Annotated in this window: 25 protein-coding genes; 9 read left to right on the forward strand and 16 right to left on the reverse strand. The window is 43.9% G+C overall.

Translation table 11 applies throughout. From position 1 onward, the window contains the following. Positions 1 to 15: 15 nt before the first annotated feature. A complete protein-coding gene (locus Q4Q49_RS10240; protein WP_311999280.1) occupies positions 16 to 219 on the reverse strand; it encodes a Cro/CI family transcriptional regulator in 204 nt (67 codons plus the stop codon). A gap of 79 nt (positions 220 to 298) precedes the next feature. On the opposite strand from Q4Q49_RS10240, the gene Q4Q49_RS10245 reads away from it, so the two are divergent. After that, complete coding sequence (locus Q4Q49_RS10245; RefSeq protein WP_311999281.1) at positions 299 to 1,000, forward strand: helix-turn-helix transcriptional regulator; 702 nt, start codon at positions 299 to 301, stop codon at positions 998 to 1,000. 221 nt (positions 1,001 to 1,221) lie between these two features. Here the strand turns inward: Q4Q49_RS10245 and Q4Q49_RS10250 are convergent, their stop codons facing one another. The 4 genes from Q4Q49_RS10250 to Q4Q49_RS10265 form a co-directional block, all read right to left on the reverse strand. Next, the gene (locus Q4Q49_RS10250; protein ID WP_311999282.1) at positions 1,222 to 1,866 is read right to left on the reverse strand and encodes a hypothetical protein; all 645 of its coding nucleotides are present in this window, start codon (positions 1,864 to 1,866) and stop codon (positions 1,222 to 1,224) included. Next, positions 1,866 to 2,405: a TIR domain-containing protein gene (locus tag Q4Q49_RS10255; protein WP_311999283.1), complete on the reverse strand. Its 540-nt coding sequence runs from the start codon at positions 2,403 to 2,405 to the stop codon at positions 1,866 to 1,868. The genes Q4Q49_RS10250 and Q4Q49_RS10255 overlap by 1 nt, the downstream gene beginning before the upstream one ends. Positions 2,406 to 2,546: 141 nt before the next feature. After that, positions 2,547 to 3,164 carry a hypothetical protein gene (locus Q4Q49_RS10260; protein ID WP_311999284.1) on the reverse strand — a complete coding sequence of 206 codons (618 nt, stop codon included), beginning with the start codon at positions 3,162 to 3,164 and terminating at the stop codon, positions 2,547 to 2,549. An 85-nt stretch (positions 3,165 to 3,249) separates the two neighbouring features. After that, positions 3,250 to 3,702 (reverse strand): VOC family protein, encoded by a 453-nt coding sequence (locus Q4Q49_RS10265; RefSeq protein ID WP_311999285.1) that lies wholly within the window; start codon positions 3,700 to 3,702, stop codon positions 3,250 to 3,252. A 627-nt stretch (positions 3,703 to 4,329) separates the two neighbouring features. Here Q4Q49_RS10265 and Q4Q49_RS10270 point away from each other — a divergent pair. Genes Q4Q49_RS10270 through Q4Q49_RS10300 form a run of 7 tightly spaced genes read left to right on the forward strand, consistent with a single transcriptional unit; the run spans position 4,330 to position 6,457 of the window. Then, on the forward strand, positions 4,330 to 4,683 hold the full coding sequence (locus Q4Q49_RS10270; protein ID WP_012586789.1) for a hypothetical protein: 354 nt from the start codon (positions 4,330 to 4,332) through the stop codon (positions 4,681 to 4,683). After that, positions 4,680 to 4,940 (forward strand): pyocin activator PrtN family protein, encoded by a 261-nt coding sequence (locus Q4Q49_RS10275; RefSeq protein ID WP_011847794.1) that lies wholly within the window; start codon positions 4,680 to 4,682, stop codon positions 4,938 to 4,940. The genes Q4Q49_RS10270 and Q4Q49_RS10275 overlap by 4 nt, the downstream gene beginning before the upstream one ends. Positions 4,941 to 4,965: 25 nt before the next feature. Then, complete coding sequence (locus Q4Q49_RS10280; protein ID WP_011847795.1) at positions 4,966 to 5,313, forward strand: hypothetical protein; 348 nt, start codon at positions 4,966 to 4,968, stop codon at positions 5,311 to 5,313. A gap of 30 nt (positions 5,314 to 5,343) precedes the next feature. After that, a complete protein-coding gene (locus Q4Q49_RS10285; protein WP_311999286.1) occupies positions 5,344 to 5,637 on the forward strand; it encodes a hypothetical protein in 294 nt (97 codons plus the stop codon). Further along, a complete protein-coding gene (locus Q4Q49_RS10290; protein WP_311999287.1) occupies positions 5,638 to 5,916 on the forward strand; it encodes a hypothetical protein in 279 nt (92 codons plus the stop codon). Beyond that, positions 5,913 to 6,143, forward strand: a complete 231-nt coding sequence (locus tag Q4Q49_RS10295; RefSeq protein ID WP_012089043.1) for a hypothetical protein — start codon at positions 5,913 to 5,915, stop codon at positions 6,141 to 6,143. The genes Q4Q49_RS10290 and Q4Q49_RS10295 overlap by 4 nt, the downstream gene beginning before the upstream one ends. Then, entirely contained in the window at positions 6,140 to 6,457 is a 318-nt protein-coding gene (locus Q4Q49_RS10300) for a hypothetical protein (protein WP_311999288.1), read from the forward strand. The genes Q4Q49_RS10295 and Q4Q49_RS10300 overlap by 4 nt, the downstream gene beginning before the upstream one ends. A 79-nt stretch (positions 6,458 to 6,536) precedes the next feature. On the opposite strand, the gene Q4Q49_RS10305 is transcribed toward Q4Q49_RS10300, so the two are convergent. The 9 genes from Q4Q49_RS10305 to Q4Q49_RS10345 form a co-directional block, all read right to left on the reverse strand. Further along, the gene (locus tag Q4Q49_RS10305) at positions 6,537 to 7,016 is read right to left on the reverse strand and encodes a hypothetical protein (protein WP_311999289.1); all 480 of its coding nucleotides are present in this window, start codon (positions 7,014 to 7,016) and stop codon (positions 6,537 to 6,539) included. Positions 7,017 to 7,104: 88 nt separating this feature from the next. Further along, positions 7,105 to 8,256, reverse strand: a complete 1,152-nt coding sequence (locus tag Q4Q49_RS10310) for a hypothetical protein (RefSeq protein WP_311999290.1) — start codon at positions 8,254 to 8,256, stop codon at positions 7,105 to 7,107. A 78-nt stretch (positions 8,257 to 8,334) separates the two neighbouring features. Then, positions 8,335 to 9,291 (reverse strand): hypothetical protein, encoded by a 957-nt coding sequence (locus Q4Q49_RS10315; RefSeq protein WP_311999291.1) that lies wholly within the window; start codon positions 9,289 to 9,291, stop codon positions 8,335 to 8,337. A gap of 344 nt (positions 9,292 to 9,635) precedes the next feature. Continuing rightward, a complete protein-coding gene (locus tag Q4Q49_RS10320) occupies positions 9,636 to 10,166 on the reverse strand; it encodes a GNAT family N-acetyltransferase (protein WP_311999292.1) in 531 nt (176 codons plus the stop codon). Continuing rightward, complete coding sequence (locus Q4Q49_RS10325) at positions 10,163 to 10,432, reverse strand: DUF1778 domain-containing protein (RefSeq protein WP_012586779.1); 270 nt, start codon at positions 10,430 to 10,432, stop codon at positions 10,163 to 10,165. The genes Q4Q49_RS10320 and Q4Q49_RS10325 overlap by 4 nt, the downstream gene beginning before the upstream one ends. A gap of 198 nt (positions 10,433 to 10,630) precedes the next feature. Beyond that, positions 10,631 to 11,095 (reverse strand): hypothetical protein, encoded by a 465-nt coding sequence (locus Q4Q49_RS10330; RefSeq protein WP_041411001.1) that lies wholly within the window; start codon positions 11,093 to 11,095, stop codon positions 10,631 to 10,633. A 130-nt stretch (positions 11,096 to 11,225) separates the two neighbouring features. Continuing rightward, entirely contained in the window at positions 11,226 to 11,711 is a 486-nt protein-coding gene (locus Q4Q49_RS10335; RefSeq protein WP_311999293.1) for a hypothetical protein, read from the reverse strand. Positions 11,712 to 12,147: 436 nt separating this feature from the next. After that, the gene (locus Q4Q49_RS10340; RefSeq protein WP_311999295.1) at positions 12,148 to 12,822 is read right to left on the reverse strand and encodes a Fe2+-dependent dioxygenase; all 675 of its coding nucleotides are present in this window, start codon (positions 12,820 to 12,822) and stop codon (positions 12,148 to 12,150) included. Positions 12,823 to 12,921: 99 nt separating this feature from the next. Next, on the reverse strand, positions 12,922 to 15,114 hold the full coding sequence (locus Q4Q49_RS10345) for a TonB-dependent siderophore receptor (RefSeq protein ID WP_311999296.1): 2,193 nt from the start codon (positions 15,112 to 15,114) through the stop codon (positions 12,922 to 12,924). Positions 15,115 to 15,669: 555 nt separating this feature from the next. Here Q4Q49_RS10345 and Q4Q49_RS10350 point away from each other — a divergent pair. Further along, positions 15,670 to 16,134 carry a chemotaxis protein CheX gene (locus tag Q4Q49_RS10350; protein ID WP_006083037.1) on the forward strand — a complete coding sequence of 155 codons (465 nt, stop codon included), beginning with the start codon at positions 15,670 to 15,672 and terminating at the stop codon, positions 16,132 to 16,134. A 550-nt stretch (positions 16,135 to 16,684) separates the two neighbouring features. On the opposite strand, the gene alr is transcribed toward Q4Q49_RS10350, so the two are convergent. After that, on the reverse strand, positions 16,685 to 17,761 hold the full coding sequence (alr, locus tag Q4Q49_RS10355; RefSeq protein WP_012586772.1) for an alanine racemase: 1,077 nt from the start codon (positions 17,759 to 17,761) through the stop codon (positions 16,685 to 16,687). A gap of 103 nt (positions 17,762 to 17,864) precedes the next feature. Continuing rightward, entirely contained in the window at positions 17,865 to 19,271 is a 1,407-nt protein-coding gene (gene dnaB, locus Q4Q49_RS10360) for a replicative DNA helicase (RefSeq protein ID WP_006083039.1), read from the reverse strand. Positions 19,272 to 19,305 lie beyond the last annotated feature (34 nt).

A 19,305-nucleotide genomic window follows, 5' to 3' on the forward strand; every position in this document is an offset into this window, starting at 1 on the left:
CAACCTACAGTGAACCTAAGCCACACCCACTGACTCAGGATTATCTAAAACAATGACGGGGTTAGCTTTGAGTGCGCCATCAGTTAGCCGCTCAATTTGATAAGCGCGGAGTTCGGGAACGTCTTCACCCCATTGAGAAACGGAAGCTGGATTAATACCTAATGCATTCGCTAGTTTCGATTTCCCTTTGAAATATTCGACGGCAAGCTGAGTTTTCATTTTTTACCACCCTAAACTTAAGTTTTCCTAAGTATCGACATAAATAAAACCTAAGTCAAATTGATTTAAGATAACTTATATGAAAACACTCGGTGAACGCTCTAAAGAGCGAAGAAAGATAATCAACCTGACTCAACTCCAACTTAGTAAAAAAGTCGGAGTTTCAAGCGTTACCATTTCACAATGGGAATCAGGTGATACATCTCCAAAAGGTGAAAACCTCTACAAGTTGGCTCAAGCACTTCAGTGCTCACCCGACTGGTTGATGTTTGGCAATAGTAAAAACACGAAGAAACCAGAATCGAATGCTGAATGGGCAGGCGGTTTTGATCTATGGGACAACGATAGTCCACTAGGTGAGGATGAAGTCGAAATCCCCTTTTACGTGGATATCGAGCTCTCAGCTGGCGAAGGCATTACGGAAGGTGTTGAGTATAAAGGCCCTAAGCTCCGCTTTGCTAAAAGTAGCCTTAAGCGTCAAGGCGTAAACACGGACCATGCGGCCTGTGTCAAAGTGAATGGCAACAGCATGGAGCCGGTATTACCCCACGGCTCAACTGTGGGTGTCGATACCTCAGCCACCGAAATCATCGATGGTAAAATGTACGCCATTAACCACGATGGCATGATGCGGGTCAAAATGCTCTACAAACTCCCCGGTGGTGGTCTACGCCTACGTAGCTACAACACCGATGAGTGGCCAGACGAGCACATCAATAACGAACAACTTAAAAATATTAAAGTCATCGGCAAAGTGTTTTGGTACTCAGTTCTGTTGTAAAGCATTTGCAACTCGAAAATAGCTTTCCCAACATATTGTTGAGTATAACCCTGTTAAACAATTACGCTTATTAGCCAGATTCAGCTTAACTATTCTATTAGCAATAACGCCTTCTATTAGCAATAACGCCCAATTCAGGTGCGCAGTATGCGACACCTGGAATTGCTTGTTATGTTTGTACGCCAACACTCAATTGTCGCCATATAAAGAAGGCAATTAATTTACGCTTTTGAAATGATTTGATGCATTTTGATTCTATATTGTATCAAACATTGATTAACACTCCTTAAGTCACTTATAAGCTCATCATAGTATGGGTAGTCCCTTTGAATTTCTTGAGGTGTTTTGGACTCATTTTCAGGTAATACAGACACTCTCTCATACCAACGTCGATATCTCGCTTGCCATTTTGTAACATGTGGCCTGATCCCCATATTCAAGACCTCGATAGAAAGACTAATTATTTTTTCTGTATCTTTACGACGAAAGTTGGAAACTGGGACGTCCTTAACTAACTCTCTAACGACAGAAAAAAAGCCATACCATGAGTTATAAACTTCTACAATTACATCATTTTCATAGTCTATAGGTAAGCCAATTTTCCTAGTACTTAACTCAACCCAAACTTTGTATGCAATTTGCATATCTACAATGTTGGGTCGTAACTTGATTTTTTGGTTACCAATGCCAATTTCGGCTTCATCTATTTCAAATGATTTAAACCTTCTTGAGAAGAAAATCTGATAAAACGCATATAATGCCATTAAAGCCACAGCATACAAAATCAAATCACCATCAACCGAAAAATTAACATTAAACTTTTCATCAATCGTGAAGTTAAGTAATTTGTCTGCATTATCACTCATTATGAGCAAGTCCGATTATAGGAAAATTTTTCTCGAGGGTTATCGATCCATGCTTTATGAGTATTTCTTCGGTTAAAAGCGGCATCAATCGCATTTTTCAATGTATCTTTTCGTGTTGGATATTCAATCCACCTAGCATAACAGTCTAGCTGATCGTCACTCTGTTTCAGGTTTAAGTTGAGCCTATTGGGGAAGGCAGCATCCTTAGGAAAACTTGGCAATTTAATTGCTAAAATACCATTTGGTGTTACCGTTTCACCAGAGCGCAGCGATGACTGAAGCTCCCAATCAACATATCGCCTAGCCCAAGTACATTTACCCAGCAAAACAATAGTTACGGTCGAATCTTTCAAATATAATTCTCGAATCCGACTCATAACATAGTCAGTATTTTGGCTATTTATAATATCTAGACTCATTTCTGGTCCTAACCCTCTTGAGATGAATACATCTCTTTCATGATCAAATGTGCGAATAAATTCATCCACTTCATCCTGATCTTCGTGATGATAAGAAATAAAACATTTATGCCTTGTCATATGATACTCCTTTTGTTAATTGCTATTTTTAAAAACATAACGCTTGCCTAACCGGCGCGAAATAGCAGGCTAAAATTAGCGACGAAGGAGCGCAAGCCTGCTGTTTTGCGTCCTTTGGTTTAGGCACTTGTTAAATGACGATTAGCTAAACCCTTTTATTTCAATGCTTATACCCGTAAAGTCGATATCAATTGCCATAAAAACCATTACAGCCCAAATTACGGATAATGAAAGACCAACATAAATTGGAATTCGGCTTACAGAAAACCTTTTAGCTACTAACCATGAAGTAATAGACATAAAGCTTTTATTATGAGAATGAAGGCGCTTGTTCACCATGCCATTATAAATAGCTGTTCTATCGTGAAATAAGCTCCAAGTTGCTCGTCGTGATTCATCTGTACGGTGAATGTGTGTTAATAATTCCTTTTCTATGTTTTTTAGCGCTTCTTCCCAGTACTCTTGCCAAAACTTTGCGCCACTTGCCATTCCAGTTTGGAAAAGAGAAATTAATAAACCTGCTAAGCAAACAAGTAATGTAACAGCTGGCTTAGTATGGTTTGACTGCATGACACCAGCAAATAAAACTCCTTGAAAGATCATGAAGAAATTATTCCTTTGTACCAGCTGAGTTATTTCAAAATCTCTTTTATCTAAAGCTATTTTGAACAACGCTTTCAAAGCATTAACATCAGCGTGTGGTACTGCTGGCAACCTTTCAAAAGTTGTTTCTTGTTCAACTTGAGCATCTTTGCTCACGGTATCTCCTTAGTCATTTAACGTTTGGTTAAGGGGCGGGCTTTAGCCCGTCCCAGTGAGCGCAGCGAACGATTTGAACCAATTGTTATACCTGGGCCGCACCAGTATTTACGTTGGCAAGGCTGTTTAACCTGAGTAAGTAGCCATCTGGGTCAATGATCATAAATTGCCTAACGCTGACGAACTTACCACCAACCCGATATGATTTTTGCTCTAGTGGTAGCTGGATTGGATAGTTTTTATCCGTCAGTCGACTGTGTATACCATCAAGATTTTTAACGGTTATCTGGAAATTTATGCCTCGACCAAAGGGGTATTCAAGATCTGCTGTGACCCAAGGATCATTTTGTGGTGCCAATTCTTCTATCTGTTCAAGCATGAGAACTGCACCGTCAAGATCGATGGTTGCAAAGCCATCCTCGGGACGTTCGAAGCAAATCGAGAAGCCGAGTAGCTCTGTATAAAAGCTCAACGACTTTTTAATGCAGCGAACATTTAGCTCTGGTGTTAGTGGTGGAAATATGTCGATGCTGGCCATGATTCATACCGTATAACATTTTATTAGTGCGCATGCGCGTTTACCTCATTAGACCAGTGAAAACGCGCACAGTTAACTATCTGTATACAAAGAATTTATCAGCTTTTAATCAAATACACCATCCGGAAAAACGCGCATGCGCGTTTTCCAAACCTATTAACTAATTCTGGATAAGTATATCAACATGATTTTAAATGGTTTATTAATTTTAGGCTGGAAAAAACGCGCAAAAAAATGAGTTAAAAAACACTCAAAAGTATCTAAATTTAAATACGACTGTATACCCATACATTGAAAGTCGCTTTACGGTAGGGCCAAACATTAGCCAAATAGATGAGAATTTGTAGGGCAACAGGTGAGGTAATTTTCGATTGTTCTAACGAGCCAAAACACTTTTAGGGCATAAAAGAGCAATTTGTCTTACTCATAAAAAATAGCCTTATCTAGTATCACCATAAACCCTCATTAGTTCAATCGCTTACTCTGCATTATCACTCGTTCAAAAAACCATCAAAACAAAAACATCCAAAAATATTTTAAGTTTTCCTAAATTTTAACTTGACCTTGCACTTAGGTTTTCCTAAATTATATTTAAGAAAACTTAAAAAAACTACCGAGGACAGGGAAATGATTCTAGCGAAAGTTCACACCACACCTAAGCAACGCGATGAGTTTCGTCTACTGGTTGCAATACGTTTTGCCTGCTTAATGGCGCTGGCCAAGGGCCACACCGATCCGATGGATTGCCCACGGGTGCAAGCCCGCTGTGCCGAACTGGTCAAGCATTTTGCCTATCACCACCCAAGCGCTGCCTTTTACCGCCAGTTCATTCGCCACACGGGCGAACTCGGGCTCAACTTCTGCCTGCGCTTTACCGAGCCCCAGCAAGGTTTGTACGGCAAGGTGATGGTGTGGCGTAACGAACAGGCGGCCACTAACGTGCATCCGCTGCAACTCACCCAAGCGGAGCAACCAACATGAACGGCATCAACACCGCGTTTTTGCTTATGGCCCAGTTCAACAAAGTGATAGTGCCACTGGATCAAATCAGCAAAGAGTATTTTGGCCTCGAACCGCGCACCGCGGCCAACTATGCCAAAGCCGGCCGCTTGCCCTTAGCCGCCTTTCGCACCAGTAACAGCAACAAAGCGCCTTGGATGGTCAATGTCACCGACCTTGCCGAATACCTCGACAAGCAACGCGACGCCGCCAAGCAAGATCAAATCAACTTAGCGTAATCAGCGGCTCAGTGGGGAGGTATCTATGTTTTTTGTTTACGGCGTGTCCATGACCTTAGCGAAAAATCAAGCGGCCAAAAAGTGCAGCACCTCTGTAGGCGCGCACCCTAACCGCCGTCAACTGAGCCCCGATGAGTACCAAGCTAAGTTGAATGATATGGCGCAGCACTTGTTTGAAACCATGAAGCCACAACGCCTGTCGCATTCGTTATCGACGCCCGCGCTGTGCCAGCAATACATAGTGTTAGCCATGACCCAAGAAGCCCACCGCGATGTGCATATTCGCTATCACAAGCTGTCGGACAAGGTGAACCCCAAAACCAAGAAACCCATCATCAATCTGGTGGTGTTTAACGGCGAAGCCGCAGCTTAGCCCTGCTAATTCAAAAGGAAGGAATAGCGTATGAACCACTTACTCCCGGGCTTTGAATCAAAGCAGCGCATTGCGTTATTGCTGTCGCTCACCCGCATTAGTTCGCCCGAGGTGATTGCCGCGTTAACGCTGCATTACACCAGCGCCCTACCCGCCGAACGCGCGGCGGCTCGCCACGGGATTGAACTGTCGAACTTTATGCGCGGGCAAAAGAAGCTAGAGCAAATCGCCGCCACGGTCGAGGCCATTAAAGCCATCGACTGGGCCAAGCTGCAATCAAACCCTTTGCTAACAAGCCCTTTGCAACCGAAGCAGGTGGCCTAAATGACTCAATCAGCGGCGTTTCGCCATCTGCTAAATCATTACCGCAGCCATAAGTTAAGCCTATTACTCAAGGCCAAAACGGGCGACAGCATCAAAATCGCGCTGGCGCTGGGCGCATTAGATTGCCTGTACTGGCAAGCGTTGGGCAACGGCTTAACCAACCTCGCCAAGGGCATTAACCGCACCATAGTGTATTCGTACCGATATCACCCTATGCGCCTGCCCTGCCATCCGCCAGTCAGCCAAACAAGCGACAACCAAAACAAGGAGGCGGCATGAATACGTTCAGTACCAAAGCGGGCGTGGTCACGTTATCTAAGCCCTACTCCACCTTGATGTGCGATCAGCAACAAATCGAAGTGAAGTACACCCCCAATAATTACCACGGCTGGGGCATTTGTAAGTCTTTTAACGCCATCGAGTGCAGCGACTTCGGCCAAGCCGACGCCGAAGTATTCGCACTCAACGCAGAATCAAAACTCAGGATAAAAGGAGAAGCAGCATGAACCCAATACAAGCAGCAACTGTAGAACGTGAAGAAGGTTATTGGACCCATCCAGATTTGCCCGAGTGGGATGAAGGTGTGACCCGCGCAGAGTGTGAAGCATGGGCGGCACGACAAGGCGGCGAGTTTGTGGCGATTTGGTTTGAACTCGATGCGCCAGAAAACCTCATCGAGCGCTACTTTGACGAGGGCGACACCGATATCAGTGATTGGAACCCCATTTGCGACAAGACCGGATCATTCCTGCTGAGTATTCACGACACCGAAGATGGCCCCGTCGCGCTGTTTTTTGCACCTAAGGACAAAGAGGAGTGACGCTCACTTGGGGCGGGTTTTAACCAGTCCCAAGTGAGCGAAGCGAACGCCTTGAATGATGAGTTAGCCCTATATTTCATCATGTTTTGTGAAGTAACAAAGCAATAAGCCCAGTGGCCGCACCAATGACACCAGTTAGAGCGGAAAGCCAAACTACCCATTGTGCACGACTTTCATGACGCGCTTTAACTTCACGGCGAATTTCTTCTCTTAGCGCTGAAAAACCGCGAGTAGTTAAATACCAGCGCCCCGTATAGTGACCTTCGTACCAATGTTCAGATTCGGTTTTATCTTCATTATATCGGTGAGGCACAGGAACGCGAAGTTTACGAGCTTTTGATAGAAGTTGTTTTGTTAGGTAAGCGTCTTCCTCTTCATCGTGCAGATCAATTTCAAACCGTTGGTCATGCTCTAAACTTTCAACTTTCTCTGTTTCCTTGAGTTTTCTTGCAGCCGAAATATCTTTTGCATATGCCTTCTCTAGTAATGTTCTTTGCCAAGACAATCGCCACTCAGTAGGTATTGGCAATTTTGCAACTATTCGCAGTAATGAAATCATTGTCGTAACCTTTAGGGCTAAAGTTTGAATTCACTGGCCTGCGCGGCTTTTCGCGTAGGTCCGGTGGAATGATGTGTTAGCCTGCTGCTCATCTTGGCTGGAACTTGACCAGCGAACTATCAAACAAATGTGATAACTCTCCCAGCAGACATGTCCTCGGATGAGATATGACCAGCAAGATAGATGGTGGAAGCTTTTCCCGAAGGCAATGAATGAAATGTATAGTACCGCTGACGTTAAACATGTCTGAAACGGTGATAACCACTTCTTTGGTTCCTATAGGAACCACAATTTCCTCAGCAAGACCTTTAGCTCCTTGACGCCCAAACATCGTAGATAGATCGACCTGTATGTCAAGTACCGCAGGTACCCCGACACACTTGGCCCGTTGTTGAATCTCGAATTGCAGCACATTATCATTTCTGCCATTGGTACTATCTCGCGTATGCGATATAGCGACGTCCACACCATGCTTTTTACGAAATGCATCGAGAACATAAGAGCCAAGATTCCCATACCGGGAAACCTTTGTACTGTCGAGTCCAGCGAGAGGATTAAATGATGCCCCATCGTCTCTAATTAGAAGTCTTGTGCCATCGAACGATAGTTCAATGTGCCGAGCGCCGCCATGCACAAAGGCGTTGTCGCAAAGTTCATATGAGACTTGGATCAAACTTTCCTTCAGCGACGGCCCTAATTGCTCAACTAACTGTGGGCGAGAGAAGAATGCAAAGAACTGGTCCTTGGGTGCGGAAACGGAAATCTTGACGCTCGGTGCATCACTGGCTACTGGCGCTGACGGATAAAAAGCGTTGACGAGTGTCGGTCTGCACGCGATCTCAGCCTCAATTTCATCCCAAGACCAAACATGCACATCGAAGGGAAACGTGCTTTTAGCATTCAAGTCTCTCGCTACTGATTGGATGGCTTGGTCTGAAGGCGCCGTAGTAGCCAAAGTAAATGCTTGAAGCTGCGGTGTGAATGCTCTGGCATCGGCGCACTCCTTGAGAAGTTGCTTCTCGGTGAGCGTACTGCCTAGCCGGCCGTCTTTGTCTTTACATTGGACACCAGCGTAACTTGTTCCATAGACGGGACGGCCATAGATATCTACGCCGGATTGCGATTGGCCAGATCTGCCATGACGTTGCGCATTTGAATCACACCACACTTCCTTCCATAGCCGGTGACATAGTGATTCGAAGTCTTGCCAGTTTGCGGGGATGGGTAGGCGAACTCTCATATGGCTCCTTCAGGCTAACGCCCGCAGCATGGGAAAAATTGAAGCGCAGCAGAAATTTTGTCACACCGCCTGCGTTTGTTAGACATTTGTATCTCCAAACAAGTCGATTTGCGCTTCAAGTAACTTTTGTGTGTGAAGATATCTTTTACCCTGTGGCGTTTCTTTGGATAAACCTGACTCAATATTCTCTAGAACCACATCTACAGAATAACCTGACGTAACCACCTCACCTAGTTCATCGACTTTCTTATGAATCAGAAGAACGCAAACTATTTCGGAACCATTTTTAAAAGAAATTTGACGCGATAAAACCGCACTTTTGAATTCTCGGTCATCCATCGAAAAACTGATATGCTCGCCCTCGTAGATTCCCTTCCATTTTGCTTTTCCCTCTTTAAGAACGGGAGAAACTATTTCTATTCTTGCCGATTTAATTTCTAGTGGTTTTAGCTCATTAGAAGTAACAATGAATTTTCTAAAATCACTACTTTCGACGATACGCTCATATCCCAAATGGCGGCTCTCAATATCGAGACTTGAAAACCCCACCTGATATACCTTTTCGCACCCAGATATAGACTTATAGAAATTAGAGCGTCTCGTAACTACCTTATAGCTATCATTAGCGATTTTTGATGCGCTTTTTAGTGCCTCTTGAGATGGAGCTTCTTTTTCTAGTTCTTTTTTCAGCTTTTCTATCTCAAGCTTCTTCTCTTCAATGGACAGCCGAGTCTCTTCCTTTTGAAGATCAACTAATTCCTGATCGGTTTGCGGCACCGTAGACCAAATGAGTGCTAATACAGAAATTATTAGAGCTATCTGTGAATTATTTGACCCAATCGCTACCCAAATTTCACGTATTCCACCTTCTTCTAGGGCTTGCGATTCCCAAACGAGATGGACACCTAAAATCTCCGCTACTTCGTTTGCGACGGCTAGAAACTCCGCTTCACACTTATTTTTGACGAAAGCATTCATGGAATGGCTTTTGTCTAAAAGATGATAGTGGATTTCAAATTTTTGAGCTAAATCCATGCTTCGATCTCTGATTGATGTCTAACGTTTTATGAGTGCGCTGCGCGTTCACCTCAGAAGACCAGTAAAAACGCGCATAGTTAATTACTTGTAATAAAAGGAACTTATCAGTTCTTTAACAAATAAACCATGTGGAAAAACGCAGATGTGCGAGATCCAAACCTACCACCTCAAGCAACGTGCAAATAACTCATTGATTACAAATGGCATATACTGACACTAGCCCTGTAAACGGGAAAAAGTATTTTGGTTTTATTTCGTGAAATGTGATCAAATCGATTATTACTGCATTAGTAAACAACATCTAATGTGAGGCATAAGCAGGTAAGGCGGGGAGCTAGTAGCTAAGGGAACAACTGACCGACAGTTTTCATTGGAATAAACATTCTTACACGACCGTTGATTTCACAAAGCACCTCGAAACCGTACTTAGCGTAAAATGATTCAGCTTGGCCAGTTAAGCAATCGACCACAATGGCATAAGCTCGCATGTGAGCGTTAATTTCCCAAAGATATTCTAGTGCTTTGATTAAGCTAGCTTTACCTAACCCATTACCATGAAACTCTTTATGGACAGCAAGTTGAGCAAGCAGAAAGACCGGAACGGGATAGCGTGGTAACTTTTTACCCATGGCTTGCGGCAAGGTATCACGGCAAATTGAACTTGGGGCGATAGTATAAAATGAACAAATTGGATATTTTTGATTGGGTAATGGCGTAGCAGCAGGTAAAACCATTGTACGGCTAATACCTGCTTGCATGTGTTTCGCTGCTTGAGTTTGGATAAAATCGTTTAACTCTGCTTCGCCACAGTCAAATGATGCTCTATCGTGTTGTGATTTATCCAATTCTTTAAAAGTCTTGGAATAACTCACTTAAACTCACCACGTTTAGTAAATGCTGCCGCTTCACGTAATGCCTTGTTCGGGGCCTTAGCCTCATCACAAGCCATTATGAATTGGTCGAATACATCAGCTTTAACCGTAATGCTTTCGTGCTCAGCAATCACCTGAGTTGAATCTTCGTCCATTAAGCGAACAACGTATTCAGTTAAGCTTTTTAAACCAAGCAAAGCCGATGCTTTCTCAGCCTTAGCTTTGATCTCTTCATCCAAACGGATATCAAGTCTTGCAGTCGCCATAAAACCTCCTATCGTACGGAGTTAATCCGTAATGGGTTGGAGTATAAAGTTTAAACAACCACAGCGCAACTTGTACGGACACAGTACGGATACGACTTTTTGATTTGTGGGGATAAAACCTATTTAAGCTAAAACATTAGTTATTTAAAATGGCGAGGAATGATCAAAAGCCAACTGTTTTTGTCCTTGTCTAATTTCTTATAAGCCGTATTGCGTTATTATTGATTCATACTTTTTACCGTTTGAATCGACAACAAAAGCTTTAACCTTTCTTAGTTGAAGTAGCTCCTTAATACCTTGTTCACTATAGCCATCAAAATGAAAAACTTTCTTCTGATTTGGCTCGATAGTTAATGTATTAAAGTCATTAAACATTGTATCGTAGACGCCGCCTTCGGCTGTAACTTTTAGACCATTCATATTTATTTTTCTTTTCGGCTCACGAATTCCGAATTTATGTATATAAACCTTTGTTTTCCCTCTATTTAAAAGCACAACGCTCACTGCATTATCAGGTTGTTTATGAGTTCCATCGACATAGCCTACATAGGCTCGAAGCTTGAGGACGCCGGTTTCTAGAAATAAATTCCTAAAGTGCATAACTAAAGCTACAAGCCCAGATGCTGCACCGATAACTATTGCTATTTCACTGAATTCAAACAAAAAAACATCTCCTTTATTTAGTACACAAGCGCGAGTTCCAACCTCTGATATCAAGATATAGATGTATTAGAGTTTGATTTAGGACAACTGAAGTCATAAGGCGGACATACGACATTAAAACGAGCCCGCGCTATTTTAACTCGTCTTTAAGCTGCTCAATCTGCCGATCGATAGATGACACCTGCGTATCGGCCTCTTGGGCTGTGGCAGTCATTTCCTGCGCCAAGCTTTGCTCCCACGTTGCACCGGCTAAGTTGTTATTCGCATACTGCCGACTTTCGCGCAGATTGCGTAAGCGCTGGTCACGTTCAGCAATCACCCGCTTACGATCAGCCTCAAGCCGAGTGATCTCTCGGGCAATACGTTGCTTCTCGATATAGGTACTGATTTCTTTTTTCTTATCAGAGGTAGCGTTTGAACTAACGCTTGATTGAGAAATGCTGTCACTGCTTTTAATAAAGCTACCGACGCCACTTAAATCAACTGGCTGACTATTTTCATCACAGGGATCGGCTTGATATTTTCCATCAGCACATTTATAGACTTCAGCATTAGCCGAAAAAGTAGGACCGACCGTTAATATCAGCGCGAGTATTATTAAAGTTTTTCTATCCATAGATCACCTCAATGTTTATCACACAATCATATCACCAGCGGGGAACCACAAAACAACTTTTTAAAATCGGTGAACCTATAGTGAACCACACTTTTAACCACCTTATATAAATCAGATAGTTAAATTAAAATCTTACCTATCCAGCATGGGCGCAACGGAAAAGGTGCGGTCGAGCAGTAGGCCATCATTAAGATTATTTTTCAACACGTTACTATCGACTCAAGTAATTAAAATTTGCCAGTAAGTTATCGCTTAGAAGGGTAAAGAACCTTAATTTAAGCCGCAGATTACCAATAAACCTTAAGCTTAAAAATGGAAAAACAGTAAACGAGTTAACGTTTACTGTTTTATTGCCCCTCAGAGCTAGCGGATTATATCCTAAACTGACCACTTTGGGGAGTTTAAGCTGGAATTGAAGCCTGTCTCTGAGCCAAAACTATAGCTCGCTCCAACGCCTGAGTAAGTTATGGTAAATCCCCGTCAAATTAAACAACTCTTGTTCTGCCGTAGTTTGTGCTGTCAAAGATTGAATCGATTGATCAAGTTGAAATAGCAAACGGCGCTGACCTTCATCACGCACCATACTCTGCAACCACATAAAGGCAGCGGTACGCTCTCCCGAGGTCACAGGAGTTACCTGATGCAAACTCGTCGAGGGATACAAGACTAATGAGCCGGCAGCAAGCTTAATACTTTGCTGACCATAGGTATCTTGGATTACTAATTCGCCGCCCTGATAGCTTTCTGGTTCACTGAGAAACAAGGTCGCAGAAAGATCGGTACGCACCATACCCTCGTTTGTCGAGCGAATTGCATTATCAATATGATAACCAAAAGTTTCTCCGCCTTGATAACGGTTAAATAAGGGAGGATAAAACTGTAATGGCAAGGCCGCCGAAACAAATAATGGATGGGCCAGTAAGCGTTCCATAATCAGCTCACCGATGCGAATAGCCACGGGATCGTCTTTGTCTAACTGTTGATTCCGTTTACGGGTTGTCGCCATTGCGCCAGAGGTTTGATTACCGTCTATCCAGCAACGCGCATCTAACTGTTCGCGTAAGTGACTCACTTCTTGTTTTGAGAAAACATTAGGAATTTCAATCAGCATCTCAGGGTTCCATAGGGCAAAAATACAATATGACTTATAGCGTTTATAAAACATAAAAGGCAGCCCGAAGGCTGCCGTAACATTAGCTAATGCCTAACATTAAAAATGCATATCAGCACTTAACATGACCAAACGCCCAGGCGCCATGTTAGCAAAATGCGCGGTATAGGCTTTATCGTAATAACGCTCGTCCGTTAGGTTTTGCACATTCAAGCGCAGGGTCAGAAAGTCATTCATCTTGTAAGATGAAACCACATCAAAACGCCAGTATGAAGGAATCGATAAGGTATTGGCGGTATTACCATAAACCTGACCCATATAGTAGGCGCCAGTTCCGACATTTAACTGCTCAGTAATGTCATAAGTCGTAAATAAACTGATGCTATTTTTGGCCGTATTAGGGAAACGATTGCCATCGAAAGCGGCATTAAATCCATTACTTTCTAGACTAGCATCAAGATAGGTGTATCCACCAAATCCATGCCAATGCTCAGTGATATCACCTGAAAAACCAATTTCGAAGCCCTTCACTTTCTGCTCACCGACGTTTTCTTGCGGTGAATTGCGATCAGCAGAAGTTGCAACGCGAGCGTTGTTTTTCTCAATTTGGAATACTGAACCATTAAGCGATAAGCGGCCACTGAAGAAATCCCACTTAGTACCTAGCTCGTAACTTTCAGTATCTTCAGGCTTTAAATCCTCATTGTTACTACCAAGACGATCTGAACCATCGCCATTAGATGTCCCTGGCGGATTCGAAGATGTGCCCCACGCCGCATAGATACTGCCGTTGACCGCAGGTTTATACAGTGCTGATAATTGGTAGTTTAAAAAGTCATCGTCATTGGATAGTGACGAAGCCGAGTTCTGTGCAGCAGTGCTGTAATCATCCCAGCGTACGCCACCGTTAATCATCCAAGATTCATTCAACTCTATGGTATTGAAAGCATAAACTGAGCGAGTGTCTGTTTCGGTTACAGTAGCATCAGTCCCTAGTGTTACGCTGCCGACCCAAGGATCGTGAGGATTAGGGTTAGATAGCAAAGTACAATTGTAATTAGCCAGCAGTGCATCATTACAACCCGCATTACGACCATTCCCCGTATCGACCGTATAACTTAAGTTGCTGGTGCGCTCGTTGCTAAACTCAGTACCAATCGCAAAACGGTTGGTGAATCCAGCTAGTTTAGCCTCACCCGCCAACTGTAATTGGGTTGCGAGCGTTTTAGTCACTGAGTGGCGCGATTTAGTATTACGCCAGACATAACCATTGGCGACATTGCCTGTCGTGTCATCGGGGTTGGTCACAATGTAATAATTGGTATTACGGCTATACACTGAGGTCGAGGTAAATTGTATGTCATTGTTGAAGTCATGGCTTATCAGCACTGAAGCTGTGTCGTCATTATTATCGCGAAAATCCCGCGACAATAAGCCATAAAAATTATTAGGATCGACATCGGCAGGCTCACCAGTTGCTTGATCATAGGGGATCCCATAATCAGGTATGTCATGATTTTCAAAATGATAGTATTCCAACGTCACCTTAGTGGGTATCGTCAAACCAAAGGTCACTGAGGGTGCAATGCCCCAGCGATTACCAGAGACTTCATCACGACCCGGTGTATTGGCATCGTGTGCCATTAAGTTCACCCGCACCGCAGCTTCATCAGCAATGACATGGTTAACGTCAAGACTCGCGCGTTTTAAGGAATCAGTACCAATCGCCACATCCGCATTAATAAAATCTTCTGCTTGGGCTTTTTTCGTCACAATATTGATGCTGCCGCCAACCGCACCACGGCCGTTATAAACAGAACTAGGCCCCTTTAGCACCTCGATTTGTTCGATGTTAAAAGTCTCACGGCTCTGGGAACCCACATCTCGCATACCATTAATAAACGTCGAAGATTGAGCGTCATAACCACGAATAAACGGTCTGTCACCGTAGGGATTACCACCTTCACCCGTACCAAGCGTAATACCAGGGGTTGCCCGCAGAGCATCGGTAAAACTTTGTGCCCCCATGTCTTTGATCAAATCTTGGTTAATCACAGTGACAGTTTTAGCGCTATTGAGCAGATCATCAGTAAATTTACCAGACTGTACTTTGCGCGTGTTGTAACCCAAATATTCGCCGTTAACCTCAATATGTTCGACTTTCTTACCAGCGACTTGTGCCTGCTCCGCTGCTATTGCAGGGGTAGCTGATACAGCCATACCTATAGTTAACGAACCTAAAACGTGGGCACCGAGTGCGACTCGACCATTGCGGCGTTTTGCAAATTTCATTAAAAGCATTCCTGTTGCGGACTAAACCCTGTAACAGATGTCCCCCACCTGTTAATCGCCCGCTAATATATGTAAAATCATTTGTGTGATCAATAATTATTATCATTTACATTCAAGTTTAATGTAAATCACAGTTTCAGCTTTTATCATCGTTAAATGCTACAGGCATCATTTGAACTAAATTTATGGTTAAAATTTCATAATTATTTGTAAATAAAGAAATTTAACATTAAAACTTTAAACGTCTACTGAAATGACCGTGATCCTCAATTTGCAGTATAATAACCAGCACTATCAGCCTTTAGATTGAAACTCATCTTCTAACCTGAGTGGATATCATGTAAAAATGTGCTGTTGCAGTATCGTTTTAAGCATTTTCATGGAAAGCTCTTTACGCTAAATAACAAGAAAATAGTGAAATTAACCTCACATTTCCATTTGTGTCATCTAAGCTGAAGAGTGTGATCAAGATTGCTGTCAATAAGCAACTTTTCTAATAGCCTTAAGCCATGCCATTACTCCATGGTTTAGGCTCAAAAGAGGACAAACTTAGGCATGAACGTTAATTTTATTAATCCTTTCCTCCAATCTCTGCTCAATGTCATTTCGACTATGGCGAGCATGGATTTGACGCCGGGCAAACCTCAAATCAAATCAGATAACTTAGCGAAGGGGGATGTGTCTGGCCTCATTGGGCTCGTTGGCCCCCAAACAAAAGGATCACTATCGATTACCTTCGAACAAAAGCTGGTTTTGCAGATAATGCAGAATATGCTGGGCGAAAACCCGGGTAAAATTAACGAGGAAGTGACTGACCTAGTGGGTGAAATCACCAACATGGTGACTGGTGGTGCAAAAAATCTATTGGGTCAGAAAGGCTATGAATTTGAAATGGCCACCCCTATGGTCGTGTCAGGAAAAGGCCACACTATTTCCCATAAAGCCAATGGCACTAAGATTATCATGCCTTTTACTAGCCCACATGGGACCGCTTATATCGAAATATGTTTTGAAAATTAATAACTTAGAATATACCAGGCCAGCATTGCTCGAATGACATTAACGCTCCTGTCGCTCTGGATCTTATGTTTCATTTGCTTATTTAAAGCTAGATAACAAAGATCAGAACGGCTGGATTACCAGCACCTGGACATGTTTTTACCGTTCTTTTTACTGTCTCATTTGTGTTCGATAACTGTTCAATTCGCGCGGCTCTACCCGTAAACATATCGAGTCACCCAGCCTGCACATCAAATCAGTACTTAACTGCAATGCGCTTATCTAAGCCCTACTCGCTCAGCACACATTACACTGCAAAAATTACTAACCTATGACGGTTTTATTCACTGCAATCAGTAGATGCAAACATAGTGCTGATGATTCACCGCGAGACTTCACCCTAGAGTTGCCACAAATAAAAAACGGTGTTTAACACACCGTTTTATGATTCTGCATTTTAATGCTGTAGTCGCTCAAGCTAACGAGGTTCATTTCACCAGGCTAGTCTCATGAGACCAAGCACGCGAGATTAAGCCCATGAGAGTAAACCCACGAGATGAAGTTAACAAAGCTAAGCTAAGCAAACCGCAACCCTTGGAGTGAGCTTAGTGACTAATTCATAAGCGATAGTACCGATATGTTCAGCGACTTCTTCAACGGGTAATGCTTTACCCCACAACAGAGCACTGTCGCCAACCTTATCTTGCGCATCTTGGCCTAAGTCGACAGTCAACATGTCCATAGAGACGCGGCCAACTATGGGTACGCGACGACCATTAACCCACACAGGTGTACCTTCCGGTGCATTGCGGGGATAACCATCACCATAACCAATTGCGACAACACCCAAACGGGTATCTTGCTTCGCGGTCCAGAAACAACCATAACCCACTGGCTGATTGGCTTTATGATCCCGCACCGCAATCAACTGTGATACCAGTTCCATCGCAGGTACTAGTCCGTGATTCGCACCGCAATCTCCCGTGACAGGTGACACACCATAGAGTGCGATTCCCGGACGGATCCAATCGCCTTGGCTTTGCGGCCAATACAAGGCACCGGCGGAGTTGGCTAAGGTTCTAAATCCGGGTAAGCCAGCCGTTAAGGAATTAAAAGCCGCCATCTGCACTGAGGTATAAGTGTTATCTGGCTCATCTGCGCAGGCAAAATGCGTCATCAAATGAATCGGTTTTGCCACATTGGGACAGGCCATTAATCGATCGTAAACCGTTGAGAATTGCTCAGGCGTAAAGCCTAAGCGGTGCATGCCTGAATCGACCTTCAGCCAAACAGTCACAGGCTTAGACAATACAGTTTGCTCCAACATCTCCAGCTGAGAGCTATGATGCACCACAGTGTCGATATCATGCCCGACGAGTAACGGGAGATCGGTGGCACGGAAAAAACCTTCCAGCAATAACAAACGCGCTGTCACGCCGCCCGCTCGTAATTCTAAGGCTTCATCCAATCGTGCTAAGCCAAAGCCATCGGCACTGACTAAACAATGGGCGACATTTAATAATCCATGACCATAACCGTTCGCTTTAACGACGGCCATCACGCGACTCGCTGGTGCCTGTTGACGCAACGCAGCGAGATTGGTTTGCAGTGCACTACTGCTAATTTCTGCACGGGGAAAAGGGTTCAAAATTTACCTTGCTCACTCAGGAAATAAAAAGTCACGGATATAAAAAATACATCAGCACAGCACGTCTTCTGCATACGCAAATTTACTATTTTCAAACATGAATTTAGTCTTCTTCAAACTGAGGTCCGGCATAATTATCGAAGCGCGAAAACTGCCCTTGGAAGGTGAGTCGCACCCGACCAATCGGGCCGTTACGTTGCTTACCGATAATGATTTCGGCCGTACCTTTATCTTGAGAATCGTTGTTATACACTTCATCGCGATAAATAAACATGATGAGATCCGCATCCTGCTCGATAGCGCCCGATTCACGCAAATCCGAGTTTACCGGGCGTTTATCGGCCCTTTGCTCAAGCGAGCGGTTAAGCTGCGACAGGGCAATAATCGGGATTTCTAACTCTTTGGCTAACGCCTTTAGGGAGCGTGAAATCTCAGAAATCTCTAAGGTACGGTTATCTTTCAAGGCGGGCACCTGCATTAACTGCAGGTAATCTATCATGATCATCGATAAGCCACCGTACTCACGGGCGATACGACGCGCGCGGCTACGGACTTCGGTCGGCGTTAACCCCGAACCGTCATCGATATACATTTTGCCTTGCTCGAGCATGATACCCATGGTCGATGAAACCCGCGCCCAATCCTCGTCATCGAGCTGACCGGTACGGATTTTGGTTTGGTCGACGCGGCCCAAGGAGGCCAACATACGCATCATAATCTGTTCTGACGGCATCTCGAGACTGAAAATAAGCACCGGCTTGTCTTCATTCATCGCGGCTTGTTCGCACAAGTTCATCGCGAAGGTGGTCTTACCCATAGAAGGACGCGCAGCAACGATAATCAAGTCACCGGACTGAAAGCCAGCGGTCATTTTATCCAGATCGTTAAAGCCGCTCGAAACCCCAGTCACACCGTTATGGGGGTTATTATAAAGCTGCTCAATCTTATCGACGGTTTTTTCCAGAATGGTCTTAATGCCTTCGGGACCTTCGTTGGAATTGGTGCGCATCTCAGCGATCTTAAAGACTTTACTCTCAGCAAGGTCGAGTAATTCGCTCGAATCGCGGCCTTCTGGGTTGTAACCCGCATCGGCAATTTCGTGCGCTACGCGGATCATGTCACGCACTACGGCTCGTTCACGGACGATTTCGGCGTAAGATAAAATGTTACCCGCACTTGGGGTATTTTTCGCAATTTCACCTAAATAGGCAAAACCGCCGGCATCTTCTAATTGATTTTCAACTTCGAGCTGTTCAGAAACCGTGATCAAATCGATCGGTTGCCCCAAATCGACCAATCTGTGCATGGCAGAGAAGATCATCTTATGTGAACGGGAGTAAAAGTCATCTTTTACGACGGCCTCAGCGACCCTGTCCCACGCTTCGGCATCTAACATCAAGCCGCCTAATACCGATTGTTCAGCCTCAATTGAATGCGGTGGCAGCTTGAGTCCATCAAGCTGCAAATCTCTTGGCTTACTTTTAGGCTTAAAAGCACCTTGTTGTGACATTAACGCTCCCGATTTCCAACAACTTAACAAAATA

It is taken from the genome of Shewanella sp. SP1S1-7 (assembly GCF_031932105.1).
In the GTDB taxonomy this organism is placed as follows: Bacteria; Pseudomonadota; Gammaproteobacteria; order Enterobacterales; family Shewanellaceae; genus Shewanella; species Shewanella baltica.

Bases quoted from the DNA above. Each gene is read 5' to 3' on its own strand.
- Q4Q49_RS10240 (WP_311999280.1), bottom strand. From the start codon at position 219: ATGAAAACTCAGCTTGCCGTCGAATATTTCAAAGGGAAATCGAAACTA.
- Q4Q49_RS10245 (WP_311999281.1), top strand. From the start codon at position 299: ATGAAAACACTCGGTGAACGCTCTAAAGAGCGAAGAAAGATAATCAAC.
- Q4Q49_RS10250 (WP_311999282.1), bottom strand. From the start codon at position 1,866: ATGAGTGATAATGCAGACAAATTACTTAACTTCACGATTGATGAAAAG.
- Q4Q49_RS10255 (WP_311999283.1), bottom strand. From the start codon at position 2,405: ATGACAAGGCATAAATGTTTTATTTCTTATCATCACGAAGATCAGGAT.
- Q4Q49_RS10265 (WP_311999285.1), bottom strand. From the start codon at position 3,702: ATGGCCAGCATCGACATATTTCCACCACTAACACCAGAGCTAAATGTT.
- Q4Q49_RS10270 (WP_012586789.1), top strand. From the start codon at position 4,330: ATGATTCTAGCGAAAGTTCACACCACACCTAAGCAACGCGATGAGTTT.
- Q4Q49_RS10275 (WP_011847794.1), top strand. From the start codon at position 4,680: ATGAACGGCATCAACACCGCGTTTTTGCTTATGGCCCAGTTCAACAAA.
- Q4Q49_RS10280 (WP_011847795.1), top strand. From the start codon at position 4,966: ATGTTTTTTGTTTACGGCGTGTCCATGACCTTAGCGAAAAATCAAGCG.
- Q4Q49_RS10285 (WP_311999286.1), top strand. From the start codon at position 5,344: ATGAACCACTTACTCCCGGGCTTTGAATCAAAGCAGCGCATTGCGTTA.
- Q4Q49_RS10290 (WP_311999287.1), top strand. From the start codon at position 5,638: ATGACTCAATCAGCGGCGTTTCGCCATCTGCTAAATCATTACCGCAGC.
- Q4Q49_RS10295 (WP_012089043.1), top strand. From the start codon at position 5,913: ATGAATACGTTCAGTACCAAAGCGGGCGTGGTCACGTTATCTAAGCCC.
- Q4Q49_RS10300 (WP_311999288.1), top strand. From the start codon at position 6,140: ATGAACCCAATACAAGCAGCAACTGTAGAACGTGAAGAAGGTTATTGG.
- Q4Q49_RS10305 (WP_311999289.1), bottom strand. From the start codon at position 7,016: ATGATTTCATTACTGCGAATAGTTGCAAAATTGCCAATACCTACTGAG.
- Q4Q49_RS10310 (WP_311999290.1), bottom strand. From the start codon at position 8,256: ATGAGAGTTCGCCTACCCATCCCCGCAAACTGGCAAGACTTCGAATCA.
- Q4Q49_RS10315 (WP_311999291.1), bottom strand. From the start codon at position 9,291: ATGGATTTAGCTCAAAAATTTGAAATCCACTATCATCTTTTAGACAAA.
- Q4Q49_RS10325 (WP_012586779.1), bottom strand. From the start codon at position 10,432: ATGGCGACTGCAAGACTTGATATCCGTTTGGATGAAGAGATCAAAGCT.
- Q4Q49_RS10335 (WP_311999293.1), bottom strand. From the start codon at position 11,711: ATGGATAGAAAAACTTTAATAATACTCGCGCTGATATTAACGGTCGGT.
- Q4Q49_RS10340 (WP_311999295.1), bottom strand. From the start codon at position 12,822: ATGCTGATTGAAATTCCTAATGTTTTCTCAAAACAAGAAGTGAGTCAC.
- Q4Q49_RS10345 (WP_311999296.1), bottom strand. From the start codon at position 15,114: ATGAAATTTGCAAAACGCCGCAATGGTCGAGTCGCACTCGGTGCCCAC.
- Q4Q49_RS10350 (WP_006083037.1), top strand. From the start codon at position 15,670: ATGAACGTTAATTTTATTAATCCTTTCCTCCAATCTCTGCTCAATGTC.
- dnaB (WP_006083039.1), bottom strand. From the start codon at position 19,271: ATGTCACAACAAGGTGCTTTTAAGCCTAAAAGTAAGCCAAGAGATTTG.